Origin of the sequence: Streptomyces sp. CB02400, from assembly GCF_001905725.1 — a bacterium.
Classification (GTDB): domain Bacteria; phylum Actinomycetota; class Actinomycetes; order Streptomycetales; family Streptomycetaceae; genus Streptomyces; species Streptomyces atrovirens.
The window spans coordinates 394593-420728 of record NZ_LIWB01000003.1; the positions used below are offsets into that span (position 1 = coordinate 394593).

Sequence of the window (26136 nt, forward strand, 5' to 3'; positions counted from 1 at the left end):
CGTCCTCGCTCCTCACGCCGGCCCGGGTCCCGCGCCGCGCTGTTTGTAGAGGCTGATCGACACGGTCTTGTCCTCGTCCACGGCGGAGGAGACCTTGCCCGCGAGCGCGGACAGGACGGTCCAGGCGAAGGTGTCCCGCGAAGGGGCGTGACCGTCCGTGGTCGGCGCCGAGACGGTCACCTCGAGCGAGTCGTCGACGAGCCGGAAGACACAGCTGAGCACCGAACCCGGCACGGCCTGCTGGAGCAGGATCGCGCAGGCCTCGTCGACCGCGATGCGCAGGTCCTCGATCTCGTCGAGGGTGAAGTCCAAACGGGCCGCGAGGCCGGCCGTGGCCGTACGCAGCACCGACAGGTAGGCCCCCGCGGCCGGCAGCCGGACTTCCACGAAGTCCTGGGTCGCGGGCTCGCCTGCGATCTGGGACACCCTCACCTCCAAGGTGGTACAAGCGTTTCAGGGCCTGGTTCGCCCCCGGGTAACGCGCTACGTGGTTCAGCGGTGACGCTATCGCGCTCTCGACGGTCCTGTCCCCGGGACCCCGACCCGTATGCTGTCACTCATAGTAAAACTATGAATACGCTCCGTGGCTAGGGGTCTGCGGCTCCCAAATGGGAAGAGCGCGCGCCGCATTGACGTACCCAGACGTCAGACGGTCGAACCGTCCGGCACCGGGGTCACTCCGGGTCACACCAGTACGTGGTCCACGAAGCACCAGCGCCAGTCCTCGCCGGGCTCATGGGTCCGCATCACGGGGTGGCCGGTTTCCCTGTGGTGTTCCGTGGCGTGCCGGTTCGGCGAGGAGTCGCAGCACCCGACGTGGCCGCAGGTGAGGCAGAGGCGCAGCTGCACCGGATCAGTGCCGTCCCGCAGGCACTCCGGACACGTCTCACCGAGCGGGACGGGTTCCGGATGCGGCAGCGCGTCGGCGTGCGTGCACTGTTTCATGATTGCCAGATTACGACGCCCGCGCGGGGAGCCGCGCGGAAAAACGAGGGTGGGCCGGACATGGATGTGATGCCGCTGCTGTTGCTGGTGGCGGGCAGCGCCGCGATCGCCGCGGCCGCCCGGCGCACCCCGGTGCCGCCACCGCTGCTGCTGGTCGCCGCCGGACTGGCGGTCAGCTACCTCCCCGGCGTGCCCGAGTACACGCTCGATCCGCACATCGTCCTGCCGCTCATCCTGCCCCCGCTGCTGCACACGGCGGCCACCGACAGCTCCTACCTCGACCTGCGGGCGCAACTGCGGCCGGTGGCGCTGCTGTCGGTGGGGTACGTGCTGTTCGCGACGTTCGCCGTCGGCTGGCTCCTGTACCTGATCGTGCCGGGCCTGCCGCTGACCGCGGCGCTGGTGTTCGGCGCCGTGGTGGCTCCGCCGGACGCGGTCGCGGCGACGGCGGTGGCACGCCGGGTGGGCCTGCCGTCCCGGATCACCACCATCCTCCAGGGCGAGTCCCTGCTGAACGACGCCACCGCGATCACCGCGTTCCGGGTGGCCGTGGCGGCCGCGGTCGGCGAGGGCGCCACCTGGGCCGGGGGAGTCGGCGAGTTCCTGCTCGCCGCGGTCGGCGGGCTGGCGGTCGGCCTGGTGCTGATGGCACCGCTGCACTGGCTGCGCACCCACGTGAAGGAGGCGCTGCTGCAGAACACGCTCTCCCTGCTGATCCCGTTCGTCGCCTACGCCGCCGCCGAGCAGGTGCACGCCTCCGGAGTCATCGCCGTGGTGGTCGTCGCCCTCTACCTGGGGCACCGCGCGTGGGAGGTCGACTTCGCCACCCGCCTCCAGGAGGACGCGGTGTGGAAGATGGTCGCGTTCGTCCTGGAGTCCGCGGTGTTCGCGCTGATCGGACTGCAACTGCCCGTCGTCCTGAGAGGACTCGGCGAGTACGAGGGCGTCGACGCCGCCTGGTACGCGGTCGCCGTCTTCGTGGTGGTTGTCGTGATCCGGTTCCTCTGGGTGTACCCGGCGACCTGGCTGCCGCCGATGCTGTCGGCGAAGATCAGGGAACGCGAGGGGAGCCCCGGCTGGAAGGCGCCGTTCGTCATCGCCTGGGCCGGAATGCGGGGCGTGGTCTCGCTGGCCATCGCCTTCTCGATCCCGGTCGCCGCCGAGGGCGAGGACTTCCCGCAGCGCAACCTGCTGCTCTTCCTGACCTTCACCACCGTCATCGGCACCCTGGTCGTGCAAGGGCTGACGCTGCCCCCGCTGATCCGGGTGCTCAAGCTCCCCGGACGCGACGCGCAGGCCGAGACCCTGGCCGAGGCCAACGCCCAGGCGCAGGCCTCCCGGATCGCCGAGCAGCGCCTGGACGAGCTCCTCGCCGACGAGCGCAACGCCCTGCCCGCACCGCTCGCCGAACGTCTGCGCACCGTCCTGGAGCGCCGCCGCAACGCCGTCTGGGAACGGCTCGGGCAGGTCAACCCGGTCACCGGGGAGTCGGTGGACGACACCTACCGGAGGCTGTCACGGGAGATGATCAGCGCGGAGCGCGAGGTGTTCGTCCGACTGCGCGACGGCCGTTACATCGACGACGAGATGCTGCGCACGCTGCTGCGCCGACTGGACCTGGAGGAGGCGGCGGCGTTCCGGGAGACGACCTAGCCGCCTGGGGCCCGTCCGGCGGATCGAGCCGGAGGGAACCGGCGGCGCCTTGCGGCCCAGGTGAGTGGGGTCCGGCGCGCCGCAGACGGACGTGCCGGACTGCGCGTCTCCGGCATGATCCGCCGGACCGGCCCTAGAGGAAGGGCCGTCCGGTGATCACCGCGGCGACCGTGCTCCCGCGCGGGAACGCGTCCTCCTCCGCCAGGGCGACAAGGGCGTAAAGCAACTTGGCGACATAGAGACGTTCGACCGGGATGCCGTGGCGGTGCTCGAAGTCCTCGGCGAACGCGTCGAGTTCCGGGGGGACACGGGCGTAGCCGCCGAAGTGGAAGCGGTCGTCGAGGCTCCAGTCGCCGCGCGGGCCGTCGAACGCCTCGCTCTGCAGGGCCCGTATGTCATCGGTCAGGAAGCCGCCCTTGAGCACGGGTATGCCCAGTGCGCGCGTCCCGTCGCCGAGCCCGGCGGCCAGTCCGGCCAGCGTGCCGCCGGTGCCGCAGGCCACCGCCGCCACGTCCGCCCGGCCGGCCAGCTCCTCCCCGAGCGCCCGGCAGCCGCGCACGGCGGCGGGGTTGCTGCCGCCCTCGGGCACGACGTACGCGTCCTCGGCGTCCGCCGCGCGGAGCACGGCCGCCAGGGTCTCCGGCTCGGTCTTGCGGCGGTACGTCGACCGGTCGACGAAGTGCAGCCGCATCCCGTCGGCCGCGCACCGGGCCAGCGAGGGATTGAGGGGGCGGCCGGCGAGTTCCTGCCCGCGCACCACGCCGACCGTGCGCAGGCCGAGCAGCCGGCCGGCGGCGGCCGTGGCGCGCAGGTGGTTGGAGTACGCGCCGCCGAAGGTGAGCACGGTCCGTCCGGCCGCCTCGTCGAGGTTCGGCGCGAGCTTGCGCCACTTGTTGCCGACCAGTTCGGGGTGGATCAGATCGTCCCGCTTCAGCAGGAGCCGCACCCCGTGCCGCTCGAACCGCTGGTCCGTGACCTCCCGCAGCGGGGAGGGCAGCCGTGGGCGCAGGCCCGCGAGGGCGTCGCGGGGGTCGGGGTCGTCGGAGCCGGTCACCGGGCCATTGTCGCCTGCGGCTCCTCGCGGCCTCGGCGGCGCCTGCCGCCGCGGTCGCGGAGCACGTCGATCAGGGAGGGGCCGCCCCGCAGGCACCACAGCGCGATCACCGGGTCGCAGATCGCGCAGCCCAGGGACGACGTGTGGGCGAACGGGATGATGGGGTTGCCCTTGATGTGGTGGACGACGTCCCACGCGGTGTGCAGCAGCCAGCCGACGCCGATGAACGTCCAGGAGTCCAGGCCGCGGAACGCGACATAGGTGACCAGCGCCGTGAAGGCGAACTCCCAGCCGCCCAGCCCGCCGCCGCTGAGGTAGGCGGCGCCCGCACCGGCGACCATGAGGGCGTTCAGGCGCCGCCGGTGCGGTTCACGGACGAGGGACATCAGCAGGGCGTAGAGGACACCGATGCCGACCGGGGCGACGTACTGCATGGCGAGGCCTTTTCCTGGGACCGTCAGGGACGTTTCACCACGCTAGGAGCGGGCCGCCACGGGCCCCAGGGGAGCGAGCGACAGGTTCCAACGGGTTGTCGCCAGCCAGGCCGTGCGCCGTCGCGCCCGTGCGCCCGCACGTCACTTCAGCCGGTCGCCGATCCGTTTCCTCATCGAGCCCATCGTGAACCCGCGCGGGTCCACCTTCCCCGGCTGCCACTCCCTGTGCCCGATCACCGACCGTTCGTTCCAGCCGTGATGACGGCACACGGCGGCCGCGGCCCTCTCGATGGCCTCCAGCTGGGCCGCCGGCCAGGGGTCCTCGCCGTCGCCGAGGTTCTCGCACTCGAAGCCGTAGAAGTGCCGGTTGCCGTCGGTGTTCGCCTCGTTGTCCTTCGGCAGCTCCCTTTCGGCGATCACCGCGCGGAGCACGTCGTCGTCGCCGAGCCCGGCGTGGTTGGCCCTGCCGTAGCCGACGAGGTGGACCCGGCCGTCCTTGGTGATGACGCCGTGGCACAGGGGCCCGGGCAGACCCTCGTAGCCCTTGCGGCAGATGTCGACCGTGCGGGCGCTGCCCTTGGTCACGGTGTGGTGGATCATCACGCCGTGCACCGGGCCCCAGGGGCCCTTGTGGTTGCGGTTGTGGTCGCGCCAGTCGCCGACCTCGACGACCGTGAGACCTTCCGCCTTCAGAGCGCGCAGGAACGCGCTCGCGGACATGGGTGGGGCCATGACCGCCCTCCTTCGTGCCGGGCGGCGGCCGCCCTTCGCAACCGCTCGCTACCGGGCCTATACCTAAAAGGAGCGAGTTCAACTACTCGTCCGTCTCCTGTGCGAGCCGATCCGGACAATTTCCTTCCGGTACGGTGCCGTCGAACGAGTGCTCATGCCTGCCCAGTCCTCCCAAGATCCAATCCCGCTCGATCGGGTAATGGTGCGCGCACGCTGCGTAAGGAAGGCTTGATCGCGCAATGCCACGCCCGGCGCGGCCGGGTGCGGGATCACCATTGGGGAGGGCAATTCTCTATGTCGGTAGGCGAAGAGGTCCGCACGGAGCAGGCCAGGCAGCAGCAGAGCCTCGGTACGGCGGCCGCGCGGAACCTGGCCACCACGACCAAGTCCGTGCCGCAGATGCAGGAGATCAGCTCACGCTGGCTGCTGCGCATGCTGCCCTGGGCCGACGTGCAGGGCGGTACATACCGTGTCAACCGGCGGCTGACGTACGCCGTGGGTGATGGCCGGATCACGTTCGTGAAGACCGGCGACCGCGTCGAGATCATCCCCGCGGAGCTGGGCGAGCTTCCGGTGCTGCGGTCGTACGAGGACGAGGAGGTGCTGACCGAGCTGGCCGCCCGCTGCCGGCAGCAGGAGATCGAGGCCGGTCAGGTCATCGCCTCCTTCGGCAGCCCGGCCGACGAGGTGTACCTGCTGGCGCACGGCAGGGTGGAGCGGGTCGGCACCGGCCCCTACGGCGACGACGAGTCCCTCGGAGTCCTCGCCGACGGCGCCTACTTCGGCGAACAGGCGCTGCTGGGCGAGGACGCCATCTGGGAGTACACCGCCCGCGCCCTCACCGCCTGCACCGTGCTCGTGCTGCCGCGCGAGGCCGTCGAACAGGTCGCCGAGCGGTCGGACACCCTGCGCGAACACCTCAGCCGGCGGCTCACGGTCCCCGGGCAGCGCACCAACAAATACGGCGAGAAGGAGATCGACCTCTCGGCCGGTCACAGCGGAGAGCCGGACATCCCGCACACCTTCGTCGACTACGAGGCCAGGCCGCGCGAGTACGAACTCAGCGTCGCCCAGACCGTGCTGCGCATCCACACCCGCGTGGCCGACCTCTACAACCAGCCCATGAACCAGACGGAGCAGCAGATCCGGCTGACCGTCGAGGCACTGAAGGAGCGCCAGGAGCACGAACTCGTCAACAACCGCGACTTCGGCCTGCTCCACAACTGCGAGTACGACCAGCGGATCCAGCCGCACAACGGCGTGCCGAGCCCCGACGACATGGACGAACTGCTCAGCAGGCGGCGCGGGACCAGGCTGCTGCTCGCCCACCCGCGCGCGATCGCCGCGTTCGGCCGCGAGCTCAACAAGCGGGGACTCGTCCCCGAGACCATCGACATGGGCGGCAACCGCATCCCCACCTGGCGGGGGGTGCCGATCTTCCCGTGCAACAAGATCCCGGTGACCGAGGCCCGGACGACCTCCATCATCGCCCTGCGTACCGGTGAGGAGGAGCAGGGCGTCATCGGACTGCGGGCCGCCGGCATCCCCGACGAGATCGAGCCGAGTCTGTCCGTGCGGTTCATGGGCATCAACGAACAGGCCATCATCAAGTACCTGGTCACGGCCTACTACTCGGCCGCGGTCCTGGTGCCGGACGCGCTCGGCGTCCTGGAGAACGTCGAGATCGGCCGTTGGTGACGACCTGCCGCCGGCTCCCGCCCCGCACGCCGTGTCCCCGCCCGCCCGGGCGGGTACACCTCGGAGGTACGCGCTCGACGGGTGCGGAAGCGCCACACCTCCGCTCCTTCACCGAGCCGGTCCCAGGGGGAAGCCGATGACGGAGTCCATCACGGAGCCGAAGACGGGGCTCACGGCGGAGAGCACGGCCGAGATGCCGGCGGTGCCAGAGCAACGGCCCGGTGACGGGCACGAGGCGACGATGCTGCTGGAGCGGGCGCGGGCCGCGGTCGACCCGGTGCTGCGGGCCGCCCTCGGCTCGCTGCCCGGCCCGATGCGCCGCGTCGCGCTCTACCACTTCGGCTGGGAACAGGCGGACGGCACCCCTGCCGGGGGCGGTTCGGGCAAGGCGATCCGCCCCGCCCTGGTGCTCGCCGCGGCCTCCGCCCTGGGCGGGCCCGTGGCCCGGGCGTCCGCTGTACGGGCGGCTGCCGCCGTGGAACTGATCCACAACTTCACGCTGTTGCACGACGACGTGATGGACCGGGACACCACCCGTCGCCACCGGCCCACCGCCTGGACGGTGTTCGGGGACGCCGACGCGATCCTCGCCGGGGACGCCCTCCAGGCGCTCGCCCTGCGGCTGCTCGCCGTGGATCCCCATCCGGCGGCCTCGGCGGCGGCGGCCCGGCTCGCGGACTGCGTGGTCGAGCTGTGCGCGGGGCAGCACGCCGACACGGCCATGGAGCAGCGGGGCCCCGACGAGGTCACCCTCGCCGAGACGCTCGCCATGGCCGAGGCCAAGACCGGCGCCCTGCTCGGCTGCGCCTGTGCGATCGGGGCGCTGTACGCGGACGCCCAGGACGCGGACGTGGTGGCGCTGGACGGGTTCGGCCGGGAGGCGGGACTGGCCTTCCAGCTCATCGACGACGTGATCGGCATATGGGGCGATCCGCGCCGCACCGGCAAGCCGGCCGGCGCGGATCTGGCCGCCCGCAAGAAGTCGTTGCCGGTGGTCGCCGCGCTCACCTCCGGCACTCCGGAGGCCGCCGAACTCGCCGCCGTGTACGCGACCCCGCATCACAAGGAGGACGACCTGGAGGAGATCGCGCTGGCCGTGGAGCGGGCGGGCGGCCGGGACTGGGCGCAGACCCAGGCGGCCGACCGGATGGCCCGGGCGATGCAGGAAGTGGCCCGCGCGGTCCCCGATCCGGAGGCGGCGGGCGGGCTGCTGGCCCTGGCCGAGTTCGTGACACGGCGCACCACCTGACGGCCCTTCGGCCGTCTCCCCGGCCCCGGAGCCACGGTGCCGTGCGGCTCCTGACCCCGCACGGCACCGTGGTCCCGGCCCGGCGGGTCCCGCACTTCCCCACGATGTGCGGGGCCCGCCCTCCCCGCGCCCGTCCCGCACTAGGCTCAACGCCCGTACGTTCAGCGACGGTTGAGACGAAGGGGCGGACATGGGTGTGGCGATCCGGACGGCTGGGGGCGGAGACCGGGAGCTGATCGTCCGGCTCCTGGACGAGGCGTTCCAGGACGACCCGGTCAGTGGCTGGGTCTTCCCCGGCGACGAGTACCGCCGTACGACGCACCACAGGCTCATGGCGGCCTTCACCGACGTCGTGCTCGCCGAGGGGCGTGTCGACCTCGCCGAGGACGGCTCGGCGTGCGCGCTGTGGATGTCCGTACCGGCGGACGACCCCGGGCACGGCGAGGAACAGCCGGACGACGACGGTTTCGCGCGGATGCGGCAGGCCGTCGACCCGGACAACGAGCGGGTGGAGCTGATCGGCCGGCTCACCGCGGGCATCCACCCCTCGGGACGGGCCCACGCGTACCTGTGGATGATCGGCGTGGCACCCGGCCGCCAGGGCGAGGGGCTCGGCACCGCGCTGATCGGCTCCGTCCTCGACCGCTGCGACCGGGAGGGGCTGGCGGCGTACCTGGAGGCGAGCAGCGAGCGCAGTGTCCGGCTGTACCGGCGCCTCGGCTTCGAGCCGGCCGGTGAGCCCCTGGCCCTCCCGGACGGCCCGTACATGTGGCCCATGTGGCGCGAACCCCGCACCACCGGCTGACGGACCGGCCGGTCCGGGGCCGGGGAGCCGGCGGTCGGCGGGTCCGGGACCCCGAAAGGGACGTTCGGCCCTGGCCGCCGGCGCGCGTCAGGACTTCACTGGCTCGCGGGTAGCGCCCGCCGGCCGTACCGAGGGATCCGGCGGGTGTCGGACGACGAGGCCGGCGGGGGCGTGACGATGACAACGACGGGCGACGACGGCACGACGGGCGGGAACATCGCGGTGGTGGGGCACGCCGACCTGACCCCGGACACGCTCCTGCTGGTGGAGTCCGCGTTGCGGACCCGGCTGGCGCGGCGGCCCGCCCCGGCCGTGGCCATGGTGCGCACCGGCGCGGGAACGCCGCTGGCGTCCGGCCGGGCCGCGCGGGCGTCGGGGTGCCCGCTGGCCGTGGTGCTCCCCACACGTATCGGGGTGCCCGCCCTGCCGCCCCGGCGGGACCGGATGGCGGCCGGTGAACTGCTCACCCTCGCCGACGAGGTGCGCCTGCTGACCTACGACCCGGTGGACCGCGACTCCTGCATCGGCGCGGACGAACGGCTCGTCGCCTCCAGCGGTCTCCTCCTGGCCGTCTGGGACGGTTCCCCGTCCAACGGCCGCGACGCCACCGCCCACCTGGTGACCTACGCCCGCGCCCGGGGCGTCCCCGTGGAGATCGTGTGGCCCGCGGGGGCCGCCCGGGAAGCGCCGTCAGCCCTCCGCGCGGAGGGCTGACGGCGGCAACAGGGACCATTGGCCCCTGCCCGGAGACCCTCGCAGGGACCCTTCGACCCATGTGGACCCCTCTCCCCGCCGCCGATCATGGGCGCGCGAAACAGCCTGGGGAGGAAGACGTCCGGTGGACGAGATACGCATGGAGAAGGTCAAAGCCGCGGAGGACGGACGGCCCCGTCCGGTGCCGCCGCCCGAAGGGACCGCCGCCGGGGCACCCGCGGTGCGCCGGGCCGCGTGGGTGGACTGGCTGACCACCACCGACCACAAGAAGATCGGCACGCTGTACCTGGTCAGCGCGTTCGTGTTCTTCATCGTCGGCGGGGTCATGGCGCTGATGATGCGCGCGGAACTCGCCCGGCCGGGCCTGCAGATCATGTCGAACGAGCAGTTCAACCAGGCGTTCACGATGCACGGCTCGATCATGCTGCTGATGTTCGCGATGCCGCTGTTCACGGGCTTCGCCAACTGGATCATGCCGCTGCAGATCGGCGCGCCCGACGTGGCGTTCCCCCGGCTGAACATGCTGGCCTTCTGGCTGTTCCTGTTCGGCTCCTCGATCGCCGCCGCCGGTTTCCTCACCCCGGGAGGAGCCGCCGACTTCGGCTGGTTCCTGTACGCCCCGCTGTCGAACGCGGTCTACTCACCGGGCATCGGCGCCGACCTGTGGATCATGGGCGTGGCCCTCTCCGGCTTCGGCTCGATCCTGGGCGCGGTCAACTTCATCACCACGATCATCTGCATGCGCGCACCCGGCATGACGATGTTCCGCATGCCGATCTTCACCTGGAACGTGCTGCTGACGGCGCTGCTGGTGCTGATCGTGTTCCCGGTGCTGGCGGCGGCGCTGTTCGCGCTGGAGTGCGACCGGAAGTTCGGCAGCCACATCTTCGACTCGGCCAACGGCGGGGCGCTGCTGTGGCAGCACCTGTTCTGGTTCTTCGGCCATCCCGAGGTGTACATCCTGGCGCTGCCGTTCTTCGGCATCATCTCCGAGGTGATCCCGGTCTTCTCGCGCAAGCCGATGTTCGGCTACATGGGCCTGATCGGCGCGACCATCGCCATCGCCGGCCTCTCGGTGACCGTGTGGGCCCACCACATGTACGTCACCGGCGGTGTGCTGCTGCCGTTCTTCGCCTTCATGACGATGCTGATCGCGGTGCCGACGGGCGTGAAGTTCTTCAACTGGATCGGCACCATGTGGAAGGGGTCGTTGAGTTTCGAGACCCCGATGCTGTGGACGCTGGGCTTCCTGATCACCTTCACCTTCGGTGGTCTGACCGGTGTCATCCTGGCCTCGCCGCCGCTGGACTTCCACGTCTCCGACAGCTACTTCGTGGTGGCGCACTTCCACTACGTGGTCTTCGGCACGGTCGTCTTCGCGATGTTCGCCGGATTCCACTTCTGGTGGCCGAAGTTCACCGGCAAGATGCTCGACGAACGCCTCGGCAAGATCACCTTCTGGACCCTCACGGCCGGTTTCCACCTGACCTTCCTGGTCCAGCACTGGCTGGGCGTCGAGGGCATGCCCCGCCGCTACGCCGACTACCTCGCCGCCGACGGCTTCACCGCCCTGAACACCCTGTCCTCCATCGGGTCGTTCCTGCTCGGCCTGTCGATCCTGCCGTTCTTCTACAACATCTGGAAGACGGCCAAGTGCGGCGAGCCGGTCGGCGTCGACGACCCCTGGGGTTACAGCCGCTCCCTGGAGTGGGCGACCTCCTGCCCGCCCCCGCGCCACAACTTCACCACCCTGCCCAAGATCCGCAGCGAGTCCCCGGCGTTCGACCTGCACCACCCCGAGATCGCCGCGCTCGAATCGGCGAGGTGAGTCATGCCGCAGCCCGTACTGGCGCTGGGGTGCGCGGTGGTGACGGCCGCCGGATCGGTCTGGTACCTGCCGGCCCTCACCGACCTGCGCGCCGGAGCCGACCGGCCGCTGTCCCGCCGTACGGCGGCGCTCGCCTGCCTGACCGGCTGGGGCACCCTCGGGACGGTCGCCTCGGTGCTGCTCGTGGCCACGGCGTGGTGGGTGCCGGTGGGGGTGGCGGTCGTGGGTGGTACGGCCGCTGCCGCCCTGTGGACCGATGCCGCCGTGCGGCGCGCCGGTGAGCAGCGGGAGGCGGCCCGGCAGTGGGCACAGCTGCCGCACGCCCCGCTGCCCGCCGACGCCCACCGCTCCCGCGGAGCGGTCGCCGCCCTGGCCGTCGCCGGTCCGGTCGCGGGAGCGGCGGCCGTCGCCGTCCCCGGAGTGTTCGTCACGGTCCCGGCCCTGGTCGTGGGCCTCTTCCTGGTGATCGCCGTACGACACACCCGTATGGTCCGCCGTACGACGGCGAGCCGCGGACACCCCAGGTCCTAGGCGTCCAGGTCACCCATATGCGGAATCCCTCCACCCACTTGCCCCTGATCCGGTGAACCTCCTTGCACCACTACGACTGAAGTACTACAACTGAAGTTGTACAGACGAAGGCAGTCCACGGAAAGAGGCCGCGTTGCGAAAGCTCACGTACTACATCGCCTGCTCCATCGACGGCTTCATCGGGGACCCGGAGGGCGACGCGTCGGCGATGTACGCCTTCGTCGACGAGGAGTTCCTCGGCTTCCTCGTGTCGGAGTACCCGGAGACCATCGCGAGCCCTGTCCGTCGGCAGATGAACATCGACGACCTGCCGAACAAGCGGTTCGACACGATCGTCCAGGGCAGGGGCAGCTACGACCTGGCCCTGAAGGAAGGCATCACCAGCCCCTACGCCCACCTGCGTGAATACGTCGCCTCCCGCACGCTGGGGGAGTCGCCCGACCCCAACGTCGAGATCATCGCGGACGACCTGGTCGGCCGGGTGCGCGCGCTGAAGGCGGAGGACGGCGCGTACGACATCTACCTGTGCGGCGGGGCCAGGATCGCCGGCGAACTGGCCGACGAGATCGACGAGTTGGTCATCAAGACGTACCCCGTCGTGCAGGGCTCCGGCATGCCGATGTTCGACTCCGGCTTCGCGATCACGCAGTTCGCGCTGGAGTCGGTGCGCTCGTTCGGCAACGGTGCGCTGGTGCGGACGTACAGCAGGAAGCGCTGAACCCGCTCCTGGCCTACCCTGGGGGCATGGACAGCGAACAACCCGTCTGTCCCGTCTGCGGGCAGCCGGTGGAGACGGTGGTCCGGCGCCACAAGACGCTGGGCGCGTGGGTCCCGGTGTGGACGCACGGCCCGTGCCGCAACCCGGGGTGCCGGGAATCCCGCTCCCACGAAGCAGAAGCAGGGGAAGCCCGGAAGGAATCCGTGAACCGGGCACCCACCAAGCGCTAGCGTTGCGGCATGGGCGTGGTGTGGCGGTGGGGCGTGGGCGTCTGGACGGCCGTCGTGATCGTCGGGGGCGGACTGACCCTGTGGCTGCAGGACGAGACCGAACCGCCGCCTCCGGTCGGCTGGGAAAGGACGGAGCCGGACCCGAGCCCCCACTTCCCGGAGTGCCCGGTACCCGAGCTGCCGCCGGACGCCGAGGACGGCCTGGTGGCCGTCGTCTGCCCCCTCACCACCGACTAGTCCGACCGGCGGGCCAGTCCCCCCGTCTCCGGATCACGGCCGGTCAGGCAGTACGTACCGCCCGCCGGGTCCCTCATCACCGTCCAGTGGCCGAACGCGGCCACGCACACCGCACCCAGCTCCTCGTGCCGCGCCCGGCTCGCCCCGATGTCGGCACAGGCGAGGTCCGGATGGGCGGAGACCGGCCGTTCCTCCTCCAGTCGCTGGAGGAGGATGCGCACGGGCAGCCCGGCCGGCGGCCTGACCACATGGAACTCCGGGAGCGAACCGGGCACCGCGTCCCAGCCGGGCAACAGCCCGCTCCAGAAGGCGACTTCCGTGTCGTAGGCGGACGGCGGGAGATCGAGGCACACCTGGTCCAGACGGCTGCCGTGCACGACGGGCGGTCGTACCGACTCCCCGTGCCAGGGCACCGCGCAGAACAACTGCCCCGCGGGCGACCGCAGTACGGCCCACCCCTCGTGCTCACCGACCGTCTCCGCGCCCAGCCGCGACGCGTGCGCCACGAACTCCGGCACGTCGTCCACGGAGAAGTCGAGATGGGCGCCGCCCCCGCCCGAGACGACTCCCTGAAGCTTGACGCAGGCGTCGGCGCCGTCCGCCAGCAGGGTCACGAACTCCCCGTCCTCCCCGCGGACTTCGGACAGCCGTGTGCCCGTGACCGCCGTCCAGAACTCGGCGGCCGGGCCGGCCTGAAGGGCGGGTCGGTCGATGAAGGCGTACGTCCAGCGGATGCTCATCGCCCGATCGTAGAGCGCTACGCCACTACCTGGGCCTGGGCCGTTCCATGAACCGCAGCATGTTCCCCGCCGGGTCACGGAACGCGCAGTCACGCACCCCGTACGGCTGGTCCACCGGCTCCTGGAGCACATCCACACCGGCGGCGCGGACGCGCTCGAAGAGGGCGTCGCAGTCGGTGGTGGTGAAGTTGACCCCGCGCAGCATGCCCTTGGCCAACAGTTCGGCCATCGCCTGCTTGTCACCGGGGGAGGCGTCCGGGTTCGCGGCGGGCGGCTCCAGCACGATCTCCACGTCCGGCTGCTCCGGCGAGGCGACCGTCACCCAGCGCATCCCCTCGAACCCCACGTCGTTGCGGACCTCGAGACCGAGCACGTCACGGTAGAAGACCAGAGCCTTGTCGTGGTCGTCGACGGCGATGAAGCACTGGGCGAGCCGTACGTCGTTTCCTGTGTCCATGCGCCCACGTTAAAAGGTTTCGCTCGGATCGACCCGCGCCCGGCCCCGGACCGGCCGGGTGTACATCCGCGCCACGCACGGCGGAATGACCGCGCTCTCCTCGTGCGACCGGGCCCGGTACGCGCTCGGCGTCTCCCCGACCAGCTCGGTGAACCGCGAGCTGAACGACCCGAGCGAGGTGCAGCCGACCGCCATGCACACCTCCGTCACCGTGAGATCGCCCCGCCGCAGCAGCGCCTTGGCACGCTCGACGCGCCGGGTCATGAGATAGGCGTACGGCGTCTGCCCGTACGCCTCGCGGAAGCTGCGCTGGAAGTGCCCGGCCGACATCAGCGCGGTCCGCGCCAGCTCCGGGACGTCGAGCGGCTCGGCGTACTCCCGGTCCATCCGGTCCCGGGCCCGCCGCAGCCGCACCAGATCCTCCAGCTCCATCCGCCCAGCATCCCACGTCCCGCGTGACCGCGGCAGCCGTCCCGCGTACGCCGAAGGGCCCCGGCCGCACAGAAACGGCACAGGACCCTTCGAGTTGTCCGCGAACCCGCGATGGTGCACCGATCGCCGGTCGTCACGCGGGTCGGGCCGGGTCAGGCCTTCTTCGTCTCCCAGAAGATCTTGTCGATCTGGGCGATGTAGTCCAGCGCCTTCTGGCCGGTGGCCGGGTCCGTCGACGCCTTGGCGGCCGAGAGGGCCTTCAGGGTGTCGTTGACCAGCTGGTGCAGCTCCGGGTACTTCTCGAAGTGCGGGGGCTTGAAGTAGTCGCTCCACAGCACGGAGACGTGGTGCTTCGCCAGCTCGGCGCGCTGCTCCTTGATGACCGTGGCGCGGGCCTGGAAGTGCGGGTCGTCGTTGCCGGCCATCTTCTCCTGGACGGCCTTCACCGACTCCGCCTCGATGCGGGCCTGGGCCGGGTCGTACACGCCGCAGGGCAGGTCGCAGTGGGCGCTGACCTTGACCTTGGGGGCAAACAGGCGGGAAAGCATGGAGCGTTTCCTTCCTCGTGATCGTCTTCTCACACTGGACATTACTCCGTGACGGACGGCTTTTCGCGGGTGCCCCCGCGGGCTTAGGACAAAAGTCCGGGGTCACACTGAGACTGGTGGAGGAAGAACCGGGGAGGTGCCGGGTGATGCCGGAGCTGTCGCAGGACGCCGAGCGGGCGAGGGCGCCGCTGCCCTTCGGGGTGGCCGAGGTGACCGGGCCGTCCATGGTGCCCACGCTGCACCACGGGGACCGGCTCCTGGTGCACTACGGCGCCCGGGTCAAACGCGGGGACGTGATCGTGCTGCGGCATCCGTTCCAGCAGGACCTGCTCGTCGTCAAGCGGGCCGCCGAGCGGCGTGGCGGCGGCTGGTGGGTGCTCGGGGACAACGCGTTCGCGGGCGGCGACAGCACCGACTACGGGGTGGTGCCCGACGAGCTGGTGCTGGGCCGGGTCCGGTTCCGTTACCGGCCGCGCGGCTCCGAGCGGCGTTCGCCGCTGGCCGTGGTGGGCTGGGCGCTGTCGTCGGCCCGGCCCGTGCTCTCCGGCCGGTCGGCCTCCAGGCGTTTGCGGGCGCGGTAGGCGGCCACGTTGGCGCGGGTGGCGCAGCGGTCGGAGCAGTAGCGGCGGGAGCGGTTGGTGGAGGTGTCCAGGTAGGCGTTGCGGCAGGGCGACGCCTCGCACAGGCCGAGGCGGTCCACGCCGTACTCGGTGAGGTGGAAGGCCAGGCCCATCGCGGCGATGGCGGCGTAGCCGGCGGTGGCGTTGGACGGGTGGTCGGCCAGGTGCATGTGCCACAGCGGGCGGCCGTCGTCGTCGCGGAAGTCGTGGCCGGAGATCTGCGGGCTGACCGGGAACTCCAGCAGCAGTGAGTTCAGCAGGTCGACGGCGAGGGTCTCGTCGCCGCCGTCCGCCGCCTCGAAGACCGAGCGGAGCCTGGCACGGACCGAGCGGAACCGCGTCACATCGGCGTCGGTGGTGCGCCGGGCGGCCGACTGGTTGGCGCCGAACAGATCGCGGACGGCCTCGACGGAGGTGAGCGTGTCCTTGCCCCGGGCCGGTTCCTCGGTGTTGACGAGGCGTACGGCGTAATCCGAGTAATAGGCCAGTTCCACTTGTAGTCCTTACGCAGGGGATCTATCGTCAGGAGCGCGGTCTTGTAATGGACGATTCCGCACCCAGGGTATTACGGGACGTATGCGAGGGAGGCGTTCGATGACGGACGCGGACACCACCACGGCCGCCGCCGACTGGCGGGCCTGGCAGGAGAGCTGGGACCGGCAGCAGGAGTGGTACATGCCGGACCGTGAGGAACGCTTCCGGGTCATGCTCGACATGGTGGAGGCCCTCGTCGGCACCGCACCGCGCGTGCTCGACCTCGCCTGCGGCACGGGCAGCATCACCGCCCGGCTGTTCGACCGGTTCCCGGACGCCACCAGCACCGGCGTCGACCTGGACCCGGCGCTGCTCGCCATCGCGGAGGGCACGTTCGAGGGGGACGAGCGGGTCTCCTTCGTGACGGCCGACCTCAAGGACCCCGAGTGGCCGGCGGAACTGCCGTACGACTCCTACGACGCCGTGCTGACCGCGACCGCCCTCCACTGGCTGCACCGGGAACCCCTCGCGGATCTCTACGGGCACATCGCGGGGCTCGTCCGCGACGGCGGTGTCTTCATGAACGCGGACCACATGATCGACGACACGACGCCCCGGATCAACGCGGCCGAGCGCGCCCTGCGCCACGCCCGCATGGATCAGGCCAAGCGGGACGGCGCCCTCGACTGGACCCAGTGGTGGCAGCTCGCGGCGGAGGACCCGGTCCTCGCCGGACCGACGGCCCGCCGCTTCGAGATCTACGGTGAGCACGCCGACGGTGACATGCCGCCGGCCGCGTGGCACGCGCGCGTGCTGCGCGAGAAGGGGTTCGGCGAGGCGCGGGCGGTGTGGTGCTCGCCGTCGGACACCCTGCTGCTGGCGCTGAAGTAGCCGGAGGGGAACGCGAAGGGGCGGTACGGAAGTCCGTACCGCCCCTTCGCCGTGCGCGCTCGTCCGCGGTCAGAGCACCTTGGACAGGAACGACTTGGTGCGGTCGTGCTGCGGGTTCGTCAGCACCTCGCGCGGGTGGCCGGACTCGACGACCACGCCGTCGTCCATGAACACCAGCGAGTCGCCCACCTCCCGGGCGAAGCCCATCTCGTGGGTGACGACGATCATCGTCATGCCGTCCTCGGCGAGGTCGCGCATGACGTCGAGGACCTCGCCGACGAGCTCCGGGTCGAGCGCCGACGTGGGCTCGTCGAAGAGCATCAGCTTGGGCTGCATCGCCAGCGCGCGGGCGATGGCGACGCGCTGCTGCTGACCGCCGGAGAGCTGGGCGGGGTAGTGGCCCTTGCGGTCGCCGAGGCCGACCCGGTCGAGCAGCCGCTCCGCGCGCTCCCGGGCCACGGCCCTGGTCTCGCGCTTGACCTGGACCGGGGCCTCCATGACGTTCTCCAGCGCCGTCATGTGGGGGAAGAGGTTGAAGCGCTGGAACACCATGCCGATGTCCCGTCGCTGCGCCGCGACCTCCTTCTCCTTGAGCTCGTAGAGCTTGTCGCCCTTCTGCCGGTAGCCGACCAGCTCGCCGTCGACGGACAGCCGGCCGGCGCTGATCTTCTCCAGGTGGTTGATGCACCGCAGGAAGGTGGACTTGCCGGAGCCGGACGGGCCGATCAGGCAGAACACCTCCCGCGCGTTCACCTCCAGGTCGATGCCCTTGAGGATGTGCGCGAGGCCGAAGGACTTGTGCACGCCCTCCGCCTTGACCATCGGGTGACCGCTCGGGCCGCTCACCACGTCCTTGCCGATCTTGCTCATCGGGTCACCTCCGGGCGGCCGAAGGAGTTGAACAGGCGGAGGTTCTTCTTCAGGCGCTGCAGCGGCGTCGGCGGCAGATTACGCGTCGAGCCACGGGCGTAGCGGCGCTCCAGGTAGTACTGGCCGACGCTGAAGACGCTGGTGAGGGCCAGGTACCAGATGGACGCCACGAAGTACATCTCGACCACCGCCAGCGAGGTGCTGGAGACGTCGGTGGACCGCTTGATGAGTTCGTTGAACTGCACCGCGTAGGCGAGCGACGAGGTCTTCAGCATGTTGATGAACTCGTTGCCCGTCGGCGGCACGATCACCCGCATCGCCTGTGGGAGCACCACCCGGCGCAGCGTCTTGGACTGGGTCATGCCCAGCGCGTGGGACGCCTCCGTCTGTCCCTCGTCGACGGACTGGATGCCCGCGCGGACGATCTCGGACATGTACGCGGCCTCGTTGAGGCCGAGACCCAGCAGTGCCGCCAGGAACGGCGTCATCACCTGGTTCATCTCGTCCTTGTAGAACCCCAGGTTGAGCACGGGGAACACCAGCGCGATGTTGTACCAGATGAGCAGCTGGACCAGGACCGGCGTGCCGCGGAAGAACCAGACGTAGAAGTAGGCCACCGTGCTGGTGACCGGGTTCGACGACATCCGCATGACCGCGAGGATCACGCCCAGGACGAGGCCGAGCACCATGGCGAGCACGGAGATGTACAGCGTGTGCCAGGCGCCGGACAGGATCGTGCCGTCCGTGAGGTAGTCGGGGATGATGCCGTAGTTGATGTTCGCGTTGGAGAAGGCGATCCCGATCAGCACCAGGATGGCGACGACCACCGCGCCGGCCACCCAGCGGCCGTAGTGGCGCACCGGGATAGCCTTGATCTGCTCCGGCGGCACCGATGACGCCGGAACCTTGTCAACCGTGTCTGTCACAGCGACTGCCCTTCAGTGTTGCCGAGGTTCAGGAACCGCCGTTGATCTTCGCCTCGGTCACCGCACCGTCCGTGACGTTCCACTTCTCCAGGATCTTCGTGTACTCGCCGTTCTCGATGATGGCGTTCATGGCCGCCTGGAGGGCGTCCCGGAGCTGGGTGTCCTCCTTGCTGACGCCGATGCCGTACGGACCGGCCTCGATCTGCTCGCCGACGACCTCGAAGTCCTTGCCGCCGCCCGACGTCTTCGCGTTGTACGCCGCGACCGGGAAGTCGTTCAGGTCGGCGACGGACGCGCCCTGCTTCAGCCGGAGCAGCGCCTCGGGGTCGGTGTCGTAGGTCTGGAGCTTGATCGCCTTGTTGCCGTCCTCGGTGCACTTCTTGTTCTGCGCGTTCGCGATGCCCTCGGAGGTGGTGCCGCGCTGCAGCGCCACCACCTGGCCGCACAGGTCGTCCAGGGACTTGATGCCCTTGGGGTTGCCCTTCTGGACGAGGATCGACGTACCGGCGGTGAAGTAGTCGACGAAGTCGATGCCGTCGCCGGCCTTCTTGCCGGTGTCCGAGTCGATGCCGTTCTGGCGGTCCGCGGTGTCGTTCATCGCGGACATGATCACGTTGAAGCGGTCGGACTGCAGACCGACGATGAGCTGGTCGAACTTGCCGTTCTGGAAGTCGAACTCCACCCCGAGCTGCTTGCCCAGGGCCTCCGCGATGTCGGGGTCGATACCGACGGCCTTGCCGTCCTTCATGAACTCGACCGGCGGGTACGCGATGTCGGAGCCCACCTTGATGACGCCCGCCTTGCGGATGTCGGCCGGGAGCTTGTCGGCGAGCGGCGCGTTGGACGAGTCGGCGGTGTTGCTGTCGCTGCTCTTGTCCGTCTGGTCACCGCAGCCGGTGAGAATCAGTGCGCCTGCGACCGCGATCGCGCCGACCGCTGCAAGACGGGAACGCGCGGCGGTGGTACGACGGGTGGTGCTTGCGGTCATGGTGGGTTCCTCCGGCGGATGGGTGGAGATGCCGATGGGTGGGCCACTGCCGATGGGTACCGACAGCGCCGCAGGTCGACGAGAACACACGTCTTCGAGTGTCGCGACCTCGTGCGATTACGGCATCTTGCCATTCGGTCTGAGCCATTCAGGGGGCCCGCGATGTCAAAATCGGATAACGGGTGACACCCGAACCACACCACTCCGGGACATCTGACCGGACAGTCTGCGGGAATCATTCGTTCCGACCGGAAGATCTTCGGCTCATCCCAGGATTCGGACTCGCCCGCCGAGGTTTTTGTCGTGATTGTGGGCTTGCTCGTAGACCGTCCCGACCTTGTCCTGATATGGAGCGACAATTCGGAGCGGCGGCATGTGACCTTCGCGTTATGGACTCGTCGCCGACGGCGTCCGTCCGGTAAGAAGGTTCTTTACACCCCTCATCCGGGGCTCAGGGCGCGTGTGCGGCGCGCCCGTCGTGTTCGGCCCGTACGCATCAACCCTCCGGGCCTTGCGCGGTCCCGCCCACCCCTCACCAGGAGTGGCAACCCTCAAACCGTGAACAATTAAGGGGTAAAACCAAGTGGCAGCGGAGATTGTCAATCCTCGCAGCGACAGCGAAAGCCGGAACGGTCATACGGAGCAGGGCAACGGGGCCGAGCCCCTTGACTCCTTCGACCCGGCGTTCGCGCTGCACCGCGGCGGCAAGATGGCTGTGCAGGCCACCGTGCCGATCCGCGACAAGGACGATCTGTCCCTGGCTTACACGCCCGGCGTCGCGAAGGTGTGCAGCGCGATCGCCGAGCAGCCGGACCTCGTCCACGACTACACGTGGAAGTCGCAGGTCGTCGCCGTCGTGACGGACGGTACGGCCGTGCTGGGACTCGGTGACATCGGTCCCGAGGCCTCCCTCCCGGTGATGGAGGGCAAAGCCATCCTCTTCAAGCAGTTCGGTGGTGTGGACGCGGTCCCGATCGCCCTGAACTGCACCGACGTGGACGAGATCGTCGAGACCGTGGTCCGGCTCGCCCCGTCCTTCGGCGGGGTGAACCTGGAGGACATCTCCGCGCCCCGCTGCTTCGAGATCGAGAAGCGGCTGCAGGAGCGGCTGGACATCCCGGTCTTCCACGACGACCAGCACGGCACGGCGGTCGTGTCCCTGGCGGCGCTGCGGAACGCGGCGCGGCTGAGCGGACGGACGCTCGGTGAGCTGCGGGCCGTGATCTCGGGCGCGGGCGCCGCGGGTGTCGCGATCGCCAAGATGCTGATCGAGGCCGGTATCGGCGATGTCGCCGTGGCCGACCGCAAGGGCGTCGTGTCGCGGGACCGCGAGGACCTCACGCCGATCAAGGCGGAGCTGGCGTCGTTCACCAACAAGGCCGGCCTCTCCGGATCGCTGGAGTCGGCGCTGGCCGGTGCCGACGTCTTCATCGGCGTCTCCGGCGGCACGGTGCCGGAGCCGGCGGTGGCGTCGATGGCCGAGGGCGCGTTCGTCTTCGCCATGGCCAACCCCGACCCGGAGGTGCACCCGGAGGTCGCGCACAAGTACGCGGCGGTCGTGGCCACCGGGCGGTCGGACTTCCCGAACCAGATCAACAACGTGCTCGCGTTCCCCGGCATCTTCGCGGGGGCGCTCCAGGTGCGGGCCTCCCGGATCACCGAGGGGATGAAGCTGGCGGCGGCCGAGGCGCTGGCCTCGGTGGTCGGTGACGATCTCGCCGCCGACTACGTCATCCCGTCCCCGTTCGACGAGCGGGTCGCCCCCGCGGTGACGGCGGCGGTGGCCGCGGCCGCCCGGGCGGAGGGTGTCGCCCGCCGCTGAAGCGCGCGGATCGTCGGCCGGCCCCGTCCCCGAGTGGACGGGGCCGGTTTCTTTTTCCGGAGGCTTGGGCCGCCCGGGTGGCGGATCCCACCGTGTGGCAAGAGGGCGTGTCTCACAGCGGGGCCTGGTTCCTTCGGCGGGGCGGGGAACCTATCGTCAAGGTCATGTTCGCTGTCTACGCCGCCCGAATCGACCGCGACCAGCCGCTCGCGGGTCTGGAGACGGGAGAGCGTCCCGCTCCCGAGCCCCGGCCCGGCTGGAGCACCGTCACGGTCAAGGCCGCCTCCCTCAACCACCATGACCTCTGGTCCCTGCGGGGCGTGGGCCTCGCGGAGGACAAGCTGCCGATGATCCTCGGCTGCGACGCCGCCGGCGTCGACGAGGACGGCAACGAGGTCGTCCTGCACTCGGTGATCGGACAGAGCGGCCACGGGGTGGGTCCCCGCGAGCCCCGGTCCATCCTGACCGAGCGCTACCAGGGCACGTTCGCCGAACAGGTCGCCGTGCCCACCTGGAACGTCCTGCCCAAGCCGAAGGAGCTCTCCTTCGAGGAGGCCGCCTGTCTGCCGACCGCCTGGCTGACCGCGTACCGGATGCTGTTCACCAACGCCGGGGTGCGGCCCGGGGATTCCGTACTGGTGCAGGGGGCCGGGGGTGGCGTCGCCACCGCCGCGATCGTGCTCGGCAAGGCCGCGGGGCTGCGGGTCTTCGCCACCAGCCGGGACGAGGCCAAGCGGAAGCGGGCCCTGGAACTCGGGGCCGTGGAGGCCGTGGAGACCGGGGCGCGGCTGCCGCAGCGGGTCGACGCGGTGATCGAGACCGTGGGGGCGGCCACCTGGTCCCACTCGGTGAAGTCGCTGCGGCCCGGCGGCACGGTGGTCATCTCCGGTGCCACCAGTGGTGACCGACCCTCGCACGCCGAGCTGACCCGGATCTTCTTCCTGGAGCTCAAGGTCGTCGGGTCGACCATGGGCACCAAGGACGAGCTGGAGGACCTGCTCTCCTTCTGCGCCGCCACGGGGGTGCGTCCCGTCATCGACGAGGTGCTGCCCATGGACCGGGCCCGGGAGGGCTTCGAGCGGATGGATTCCGGCGGGCAGTTCGGCAAGATCGTGCTCACGAACCCCTGAGGGGGAGGCTCGCCTCGACGGCCGGCCCGGGTCTCCGGGCCGGCCGTCGGCATGTCAACCGGGGTTGACGGAGGCGGAGTGTCAACGTATGTTGACACCATGACTGAGGCAACCGACCTCGCCGAGCGGGCGGGCGATCGCGACCCACGGGTCGGCCTGCGGGCCGTCGCCGCCCTGCGCCGGCTGCTGGAGCAACTGGAGACCGTGCAGGTGCGCAACGCGCGCCATCAGGGCTGGTCGTGGCAGGAGATCGCCACCGAACTCGGAGTCAGCAGGCAGGCCGTGCACAAGAAGTACGGGAGGCATTGATGTTCGAGCGGTTCACCAAGGACGCCCGCGATGTGGTGAAGGGGGCGGTCGGGCACGCGGAGGAGGCGGGGGCCGAGCGGGTCGGTGCCGAGCATCTGCTGCTGGCCCTGCTCGACCGGGAAGGGAGCCGGGCCTCGTTCGCGCTGGCCGCCCTCGGTGCCGGTGAGCGACGGGAGTCGGTGCGGGCGGCGCTGGGGGAGGCGCGGCGGCGGGCCGGGCTGACGCAGGCCGAGACCGACGCCCTCGCCGGGCTCGGCATCGACGTGTCGGAGATCGTGGCCCGGGTGGAGGAGGTGCACGGGGCCGGGGCGATGTCCGGCGACCGGAAGGCCGGGGGCCGGAGGTCGGGACACCGGCCCTTCGACCGCGCGGCCAAGGACGTCCTCACGGGCGCCCTGCGCGCCGCCACCGCCCTGCGCGACCGCCGTATCGGCGACGAGCACCTTCTGCTCGCCCTGACGACCCGCCCCGGCGTCCCCGCCGAGGTCCTCGCCGACCACGGCGTGACGCACGAGTCCGTGACCCGGGTCCTCCACGGGGGCGGCGAGGCCAAGGCGGGCTGACCCCGGCGCAGACCCAGCCCGAGGCGGAGTGACCCGAGCCGGTCCGGTCGGGGCCGGGGTGTCCCGCCGGGCCTGGGTTCGTCGGGGGGTGGGTGGGCCCGGAGGGCTTCGGCCTGGTCTGGGCGGGCGGGTCGGTCTTGCGGCCACGGCCGGGCTTTATCGGGCCTGGTGTGTTTCCGTCGGGCCGGGCTTTCGCCGAGGTGGGTGGGCCCGGAGGGCTTCGGCTCTGTTCGGGTGGGCAGGGCGGTTGTGGGGCCATGGTCGGGTTCGGTGCGTTCCTGCCGGGATCGTCAGAGGGGCACCGGTCAGATCAGCGATCCGTAGTGGTTCTGCGGCAGATTGTCACGCGCACGCCCGGCGCCCAGGCGACGTCGGGCACCCTCCTCGGTGAGGTCGCGAGAGCTCACCGACCAGCGTCCGGAGGGACGTGTCACGAGGGCTGACGACTCCCGCTGTTCAGCACCGGGGCACGAAGGCGATCGGCTTGTGTCCCTGAGCGACACAGGGGATCACTGAGCCGACCAGAGACGCTTACCGCTTCGGCGTGCGCAGGATCACCCCGATGTGGGCCGCTGCCGTGGACAGGTGGCGGCGGGCGTCGCGGAGTTGGTCCGGGGTGACTCCGTGGTCGCGGGCCGCGTCGCGGATGTCGTCCCGGAAGCGGTCCAGCAGGCGGTCGAGGTCGCGGGCCGGGTCGCCGGTGGAGTCCGCGGTGTCCTCGTGCGCCCAGGCCGGGGTGTAGTCGGCGGGGAAGTCCTCGGGTGTCTCGGAGTACGACGGCTCCGAGGTCTTGCCGGAGGTTCCCGCGCCGGTGCGGCCGAAGGCGAAGTCCTTGCCGAATCCGCTCATCTCCTTGGCCAGTTCACCGAGGCCCTCCCGCAGGCCCGTCGGCCAGTCGCCCCGGGCGAAGTGGTCCTGCACCTGCTCCTGGACCTGGCGCACGATGCGCTGCACCTCCTCCTGGGCCCTGTCCTGGGCCTCCTTGGCCTGGCGGCGGGCGCGCTGGGCCTCCTCGCGGGAGCGGCGGCTCTCGTCCTTGGCGCGGCGGGCCTGTTCCTTCCACTCCTGCTTGGCGCGGCGCATCTCCTCCTTGGCCGCCTGCCAGGCGTCCTTGTTGCCGAAGACCCCGAAGTCGCCGAAAGCGCCTTCCTCCTCGGTGGACGCCCCGCCCGTACGGTTCTGGCGGGCCTTGCCGGCCGCGGCCCGCATCTCGCGGCGCAGATCGCCCGCCGCGCCGCTGACGTCGGCCCGGATCTCGGCGGCCAGCTCGGCGACCGACTCCCGGATCTCCAGTTCCAGATCGGCCAGTTCGCCGCTGCGGTCGGCCAGTTCGGCGCGGCCGGCGTCCGTGATGGAGTACACCTTGCGGCCGCCCTCGGTGGTGTGGGTGACCAGGCCCTCCGCCTCCAGCTTGGCCAGGCGAGGGTAGACCGTGCCCGCCGACGGCGCGTACAGCCCCTGGAAGCGCTCTTCGAGGAGGCGGATCACCTCGTAGCCGTGGCGCGGGGCCTCGTCCAGCAGCTTCAGCAGGTAGAGGCGGAGGCGTCCGTGGGCGAAGACGGGGGGCATGTCAGAGCACCTTCTTGTCGGTCGTACCGGCATTGTCTCCCGTGCCGTCCCGCGGTTCGGGCTCGTCCTCCGCGGCCGGGCGGCGCAGCAGGGCGATGGAGCCGGAGACGGTGGTGGCGCGCAGTTTGCCGCTGCCCGCGCCCAGACGGCCGGTGAGCTTGTGGGCGCCCCACATGCCCTGTACCCGGAGGTCGTCGAAGGCGTTGGAGATCGCGCCGCTCGCGGTGTTGGCCTCCACCTCGGCGTCCGCCGGGTCCGGCAGCCGGATGGCGATCTCGCCCGAGACGCTGGTCAGCTTGACGTCGGTGGGGCCGTCGGGGTCGAGGTCCACGATCATGGAGCCGCTGACCGTGTCCGCCCGTACGGAGGAGCCGGAGCCCTCGACGACGGTGAGGTCGCCGGAGACGGAGGCGAAGCGGAGGTCGCCGGTGACGGACTGGGCCTCCACGTTCCCCGAGACGGTGTCCGCGTGGACCGGGCCGGACAGGGCGACCAGGGTGGTGTCGCCGGCGACGCCCTTCACCGCGGCGGGGCCGTGGATGCCGGAGACCACGGCGCCGGCGCCGACCACGCCCACCTCGACCCGGGTCCGGGCCGGGACGGCCAGGGAGACCACCGCGCTGCGGCGCCAGCCCTTGGGGTCCAGCCACTTGAGGAAGCCCTTCCAGGGGAGGTCGTCGTAGGCGACCGTGAGGGTGCCGTCCCGCTGGGTGACCACGAGGGGTGGGCCGTCGATCTCGGAGACCTGGAGGTGGGCGGAGGGGTCGTCGGTGCCGACGATGTTCACGGTGCCGTTGACGATGCGGACGTGCAGGTTGCTCACGGGGGTGTCGAAGGTGAGCTTTGTGGGTTCCGCGACGGACCATTCGGGCATGGAGGGACCTCCTGGGAACGTAGCGGTCGACGGCGACGCGGCATATCGCGTCTTACGTGATTCACGATATATCGCGGCAGGGGAAAGTCAAGACA

The 26136-nt window shown here is 70.7% G+C and carries 31 protein-coding genes; 16 read left to right on the top strand and 15 right to left on the bottom strand.

Going from position 1 to position 26136, the window contains the following annotated elements:
* Nucleotides 1–12: 12 nt before the first annotated feature.
* Nucleotides 13–426, bottom strand: coding sequence for an anti-sigma regulatory factor (locus AMK33_RS09885; RefSeq protein WP_004925829.1), 414 nt, complete (start codon nt 424–426; stop codon nt 13–15).
* 258 nt (nt 427–684) lie between these two features.
* Nucleotides 685–945 (bottom strand): UBP-type zinc finger domain-containing protein, encoded by a 261-nt coding sequence (locus AMK33_RS09890; RefSeq protein ID WP_030219872.1) that lies wholly within the window; start codon nt 943–945, stop codon nt 685–687.
* Between the two features lie 60 nt (nt 946–1005).
* On the opposite strand from AMK33_RS09890, the gene AMK33_RS09895 reads away from it, so the two are divergent.
* Entirely contained in the window at nt 1006–2598 is a 1593-nt protein-coding gene (locus AMK33_RS09895; RefSeq protein WP_073932403.1) for a Na+/H+ antiporter, read from the top strand.
* Nucleotides 2599–2731: 133 nt separating this feature from the next.
* On the opposite strand, the gene AMK33_RS09900 is transcribed toward AMK33_RS09895, so the two are convergent.
* The 3 genes from AMK33_RS09900 to AMK33_RS09910 form a co-directional block, all read right to left on the bottom strand.
* The gene (locus AMK33_RS09900) at nt 2732–3652 is read right to left on the bottom strand and encodes a 1-aminocyclopropane-1-carboxylate deaminase/D-cysteine desulfhydrase (RefSeq protein ID WP_073932404.1); all 921 of its coding nucleotides are present in this window, start codon (nt 3650–3652) and stop codon (nt 2732–2734) included.
* A complete protein-coding gene (locus tag AMK33_RS09905) occupies nt 3649–4086 on the bottom strand; it encodes a DUF6010 family protein (protein ID WP_073932405.1) in 438 nt (145 codons plus the stop codon). The genes AMK33_RS09900 and AMK33_RS09905 overlap by 4 nt, the downstream gene beginning before the upstream one ends.
* 141 nt (nt 4087–4227) lie before the next feature.
* Entirely contained in the window at nt 4228–4818 is a 591-nt protein-coding gene (locus tag AMK33_RS09910) for an N-acetylmuramoyl-L-alanine amidase (RefSeq protein ID WP_201262999.1), read from the bottom strand.
* A gap of 294 nt (nt 4819–5112) precedes the next feature.
* Here AMK33_RS09910 and AMK33_RS09915 point away from each other — a divergent pair, with 294 nt between their 5' ends.
* The 9 genes from AMK33_RS09915 to AMK33_RS09955 all read left to right on the top strand — a co-directional run bounded on the left by AMK33_RS09915 (nt 5113) and on the right by AMK33_RS09955 (nt 12828).
* Complete coding sequence (locus AMK33_RS09915; RefSeq protein WP_073932407.1) at nt 5113–6516, top strand: family 2B encapsulin nanocompartment shell protein; 1404 nt, start codon at nt 5113–5115, stop codon at nt 6514–6516.
* A gap of 193 nt (nt 6517–6709) precedes the next feature.
* Complete coding sequence (locus AMK33_RS09920) at nt 6710–7765, top strand: family 2 encapsulin nanocompartment cargo protein polyprenyl transferase (RefSeq protein ID WP_235618039.1); 1056 nt, start codon at nt 6710–6712, stop codon at nt 7763–7765.
* Between the two features lie 190 nt (nt 7766–7955).
* A complete protein-coding gene (locus AMK33_RS09925) occupies nt 7956–8570 on the top strand; it encodes a GNAT family N-acetyltransferase (protein WP_073932409.1) in 615 nt (204 codons plus the stop codon).
* A 177-nt stretch (nt 8571–8747) separates the two neighbouring features.
* Complete coding sequence (locus AMK33_RS09930; protein WP_073932597.1) at nt 8748–9284, top strand: hypothetical protein; 537 nt, start codon at nt 8748–8750, stop codon at nt 9282–9284.
* Between the two features lie 139 nt (nt 9285–9423).
* A complete protein-coding gene (ctaD, locus tag AMK33_RS09935; protein WP_443030910.1) occupies nt 9424–11112 on the top strand; it encodes an aa3-type cytochrome oxidase subunit I in 1689 nt (562 codons plus the stop codon).
* 3 nt (nt 11113–11115) lie between these two features.
* Nucleotides 11116–11643, top strand: coding sequence for a hypothetical protein (locus tag AMK33_RS09940; RefSeq protein WP_073932411.1), 528 nt, complete (start codon nt 11116–11118; stop codon nt 11641–11643).
* Nucleotides 11644–11776: 133 nt separating this feature from the next.
* Nucleotides 11777–12361 (top strand): dihydrofolate reductase family protein, encoded by a 585-nt coding sequence (locus AMK33_RS09945; RefSeq protein WP_073932412.1) that lies wholly within the window; start codon nt 11777–11779, stop codon nt 12359–12361.
* A 26-nt stretch (nt 12362–12387) separates the two neighbouring features.
* A complete protein-coding gene (locus AMK33_RS43750; protein ID WP_073932413.1) occupies nt 12388–12591 on the top strand; it encodes a hypothetical protein in 204 nt (67 codons plus the stop codon).
* 9 nt (nt 12592–12600) lie between these two features.
* Nucleotides 12601–12828 carry a hypothetical protein gene (locus tag AMK33_RS09955; RefSeq protein ID WP_073932414.1) on the top strand — a complete coding sequence of 76 codons (228 nt, stop codon included), beginning with the start codon at nt 12601–12603 and terminating at the stop codon, nt 12826–12828.
* Here AMK33_RS09955 and AMK33_RS09960 read toward each other — a convergent pair.
* From AMK33_RS09960 to sodN, 4 genes are all read right to left on the bottom strand, one after another.
* On the bottom strand, nt 12825–13568 hold the full coding sequence (locus tag AMK33_RS09960) for a VOC family protein (protein WP_073932415.1): 744 nt from the start codon (nt 13566–13568) through the stop codon (nt 12825–12827). The two genes, AMK33_RS09955 and AMK33_RS09960, sit on opposite strands and share 4 nt — an antisense overlap.
* Before the next feature lie 25 nt (nt 13569–13593).
* Entirely contained in the window at nt 13594–14025 is a 432-nt protein-coding gene (locus AMK33_RS09965) for a VOC family protein (RefSeq protein WP_073932416.1), read from the bottom strand.
* 9 nt (nt 14026–14034) lie between these two features.
* Nucleotides 14035–14457 carry a helix-turn-helix domain-containing protein gene (locus tag AMK33_RS09970; protein WP_073932417.1) on the bottom strand — a complete coding sequence of 141 codons (423 nt, stop codon included), beginning with the start codon at nt 14455–14457 and terminating at the stop codon, nt 14035–14037.
* Nucleotides 14458–14609: 152 nt separating this feature from the next.
* A complete protein-coding gene (sodN, locus tag AMK33_RS09975; protein ID WP_004983535.1) occupies nt 14610–15005 on the bottom strand; it encodes a superoxide dismutase, Ni in 396 nt (131 codons plus the stop codon).
* 146 nt (nt 15006–15151) lie between these two features.
* Between sodN and sodX the strand changes: the two genes are divergently transcribed.
* Nucleotides 15152–15586: a nickel-type superoxide dismutase maturation protease gene (sodX, locus tag AMK33_RS09980; protein ID WP_073932418.1), complete on the top strand. Its 435-nt coding sequence runs from the start codon at nt 15152–15154 to the stop codon at nt 15584–15586.
* Here sodX and AMK33_RS09985 read toward each other — a convergent pair.
* On the bottom strand, nt 15469–16119 hold the full coding sequence (locus AMK33_RS09985; protein WP_073932419.1) for a CGNR zinc finger domain-containing protein: 651 nt from the start codon (nt 16117–16119) through the stop codon (nt 15469–15471). The genes sodX and AMK33_RS09985 overlap by 118 nt on opposite strands.
* A gap of 100 nt (nt 16120–16219) precedes the next feature.
* Between AMK33_RS09985 and AMK33_RS09990 the strand changes: the two genes are divergently transcribed.
* Nucleotides 16220–16990, top strand: coding sequence for a class I SAM-dependent methyltransferase (locus AMK33_RS09990; RefSeq protein ID WP_073932420.1), 771 nt, complete (start codon nt 16220–16222; stop codon nt 16988–16990).
* A 69-nt stretch (nt 16991–17059) separates the two neighbouring features.
* On the opposite strand, the gene AMK33_RS09995 is transcribed toward AMK33_RS09990, so the two are convergent.
* The 3 genes from AMK33_RS09995 to AMK33_RS10005 are packed head-to-tail and all read right to left on the bottom strand — an operon-like array spanning nt 17060 to nt 19774.
* A complete protein-coding gene (locus AMK33_RS09995) occupies nt 17060–17860 on the bottom strand; it encodes an amino acid ABC transporter ATP-binding protein (RefSeq protein WP_073932421.1) in 801 nt (266 codons plus the stop codon).
* Nucleotides 17857–18786, bottom strand: a complete 930-nt coding sequence (locus tag AMK33_RS10000; RefSeq protein WP_073932422.1) for an amino acid ABC transporter permease — start codon at nt 18784–18786, stop codon at nt 17857–17859. Before AMK33_RS10000 ends, AMK33_RS09995 begins: the two co-directional genes overlap by 4 nt.
* A gap of 28 nt (nt 18787–18814) precedes the next feature.
* Nucleotides 18815–19774 carry an ABC transporter substrate-binding protein gene (locus AMK33_RS10005; protein ID WP_073932423.1) on the bottom strand — a complete coding sequence of 320 codons (960 nt, stop codon included), beginning with the start codon at nt 19772–19774 and terminating at the stop codon, nt 18815–18817.
* A gap of 583 nt (nt 19775–20357) precedes the next feature.
* Here AMK33_RS10005 and AMK33_RS10010 point away from each other — a divergent pair.
* The 4 genes from AMK33_RS10010 (at nt 20358) to AMK33_RS10025 (ending at nt 23598) form a co-directional block, all read left to right on the top strand.
* Nucleotides 20358–21596 carry an NAD(P)-dependent malic enzyme gene (locus AMK33_RS10010; protein WP_073932424.1) on the top strand — a complete coding sequence of 413 codons (1239 nt, stop codon included), beginning with the start codon at nt 20358–20360 and terminating at the stop codon, nt 21594–21596.
* A 164-nt stretch (nt 21597–21760) separates the two neighbouring features.
* Nucleotides 21761–22726 carry a zinc-binding dehydrogenase gene (locus AMK33_RS10015; RefSeq protein ID WP_073932425.1) on the top strand — a complete coding sequence of 322 codons (966 nt, stop codon included), beginning with the start codon at nt 21761–21763 and terminating at the stop codon, nt 22724–22726.
* A 99-nt stretch (nt 22727–22825) separates the two neighbouring features.
* Complete coding sequence (locus AMK33_RS10020) at nt 22826–23035, top strand: HTH domain-containing protein (protein WP_030219802.1); 210 nt, start codon at nt 22826–22828, stop codon at nt 23033–23035.
* Complete coding sequence (locus tag AMK33_RS10025) at nt 23035–23598, top strand: Clp protease N-terminal domain-containing protein (RefSeq protein ID WP_073932426.1); 564 nt, start codon at nt 23035–23037, stop codon at nt 23596–23598. The genes AMK33_RS10020 and AMK33_RS10025 overlap by 1 nt, the downstream gene beginning before the upstream one ends.
* A gap of 531 nt (nt 23599–24129) precedes the next feature.
* On the opposite strand, the gene AMK33_RS10030 is transcribed toward AMK33_RS10025, so the two are convergent.
* Complete coding sequence (locus AMK33_RS10030; protein ID WP_073932427.1) at nt 24130–25167, bottom strand: helix-turn-helix transcriptional regulator; 1038 nt, start codon at nt 25165–25167, stop codon at nt 24130–24132.
* A 1-nt stretch (nt 25168) separates the two neighbouring features.
* Nucleotides 25169–26041 (bottom strand): DUF4097 family beta strand repeat-containing protein, encoded by an 873-nt coding sequence (locus AMK33_RS10035; RefSeq protein ID WP_073932428.1) that lies wholly within the window; start codon nt 26039–26041, stop codon nt 25169–25171.
* Nucleotides 26042–26136: the final 95 nt, after the last annotated feature.

What these genes read in the sequence shown, in the direction of transcription:
- sodN (WP_004983535.1), bottom strand. Translation starts at nt 15,005, where the DNA reads ATGCTTTCCCGCCTGTTTGCCCCCAAGGTCAAGGTCAGCGCCCACTGC.
- AMK33_RS10015 (WP_073932425.1), top strand. Translation starts at nt 21,761, where the DNA reads ATGTTCGCTGTCTACGCCGCCCGAATCGACCGCGACCAGCCGCTCGCG.
- AMK33_RS09890 (WP_030219872.1), bottom strand. Translation starts at nt 945, where the DNA reads ATGAAACAGTGCACGCACGCCGACGCGCTGCCGCATCCGGAACCCGTC.
- AMK33_RS09995 (WP_073932421.1), bottom strand. Translation starts at nt 17,860, where the DNA reads ATGAGCAAGATCGGCAAGGACGTGGTGAGCGGCCCGAGCGGTCACCCG.
- ctaD (WP_443030910.1), top strand. Translation starts at nt 9,424, where the DNA reads ATGGAGAAGGTCAAAGCCGCGGAGGACGGACGGCCCCGTCCGGTGCCG.
- AMK33_RS10035 (WP_073932428.1), bottom strand. Translation starts at nt 26,041, where the DNA reads ATGCCCGAATGGTCCGTCGCGGAACCCACAAAGCTCACCTTCGACACC.
- AMK33_RS09955 (WP_073932414.1), top strand. Translation starts at nt 12,601, where the DNA reads ATGGGCGTGGTGTGGCGGTGGGGCGTGGGCGTCTGGACGGCCGTCGTG.
- AMK33_RS10005 (WP_073932423.1), bottom strand. Translation starts at nt 19,774, where the DNA reads ATGACCGCAAGCACCACCCGTCGTACCACCGCCGCGCGTTCCCGTCTT.
- AMK33_RS09920 (WP_235618039.1), top strand. Translation starts at nt 6,710, where the DNA reads ATGCCGGCGGTGCCAGAGCAACGGCCCGGTGACGGGCACGAGGCGACG.
- AMK33_RS10020 (WP_030219802.1), top strand. Translation starts at nt 22,826, where the DNA reads ATGACTGAGGCAACCGACCTCGCCGAGCGGGCGGGCGATCGCGACCCA.
- AMK33_RS10030 (WP_073932427.1), bottom strand. Translation starts at nt 25,167, where the DNA reads ATGCCCCCCGTCTTCGCCCACGGACGCCTCCGCCTCTACCTGCTGAAG.
- AMK33_RS09990 (WP_073932420.1), top strand. Translation starts at nt 16,220, where the DNA reads ATGACGGACGCGGACACCACCACGGCCGCCGCCGACTGGCGGGCCTGG.
- AMK33_RS09970 (WP_073932417.1), bottom strand. Translation starts at nt 14,457, where the DNA reads ATGGAGCTGGAGGATCTGGTGCGGCTGCGGCGGGCCCGGGACCGGATG.
- AMK33_RS09895 (WP_073932403.1), top strand. Translation starts at nt 1,006, where the DNA reads ATGGATGTGATGCCGCTGCTGTTGCTGGTGGCGGGCAGCGCCGCGATC.
- AMK33_RS09925 (WP_073932409.1), top strand. Translation starts at nt 7,956, where the DNA reads ATGGGTGTGGCGATCCGGACGGCTGGGGGCGGAGACCGGGAGCTGATC.
- AMK33_RS09930 (WP_073932597.1), top strand. Translation starts at nt 8,748, where the DNA reads ATGACAACGACGGGCGACGACGGCACGACGGGCGGGAACATCGCGGTG.
- AMK33_RS09940 (WP_073932411.1), top strand. Translation starts at nt 11,116, where the DNA reads ATGCCGCAGCCCGTACTGGCGCTGGGGTGCGCGGTGGTGACGGCCGCC.
- AMK33_RS09915 (WP_073932407.1), top strand. Translation starts at nt 5,113, where the DNA reads ATGTCGGTAGGCGAAGAGGTCCGCACGGAGCAGGCCAGGCAGCAGCAG.
- AMK33_RS09910 (WP_201262999.1), bottom strand. Translation starts at nt 4,818, where the DNA reads ATGGCCCCACCCATGTCCGCGAGCGCGTTCCTGCGCGCTCTGAAGGCG.
- AMK33_RS43750 (WP_073932413.1), top strand. Translation starts at nt 12,388, where the DNA reads ATGGACAGCGAACAACCCGTCTGTCCCGTCTGCGGGCAGCCGGTGGAG.
- sodX (WP_073932418.1), top strand. Translation starts at nt 15,152, where the DNA reads ATGCCGGAGCTGTCGCAGGACGCCGAGCGGGCGAGGGCGCCGCTGCCC.
- AMK33_RS09965 (WP_073932416.1), bottom strand. Translation starts at nt 14,025, where the DNA reads ATGGACACAGGAAACGACGTACGGCTCGCCCAGTGCTTCATCGCCGTC.
- AMK33_RS10025 (WP_073932426.1), top strand. Translation starts at nt 23,035, where the DNA reads ATGTTCGAGCGGTTCACCAAGGACGCCCGCGATGTGGTGAAGGGGGCG.
- AMK33_RS09960 (WP_073932415.1), bottom strand. Translation starts at nt 13,568, where the DNA reads ATGAGCATCCGCTGGACGTACGCCTTCATCGACCGACCCGCCCTTCAG.
- AMK33_RS09905 (WP_073932405.1), bottom strand. Translation starts at nt 4,086, where the DNA reads ATGCAGTACGTCGCCCCGGTCGGCATCGGTGTCCTCTACGCCCTGCTG.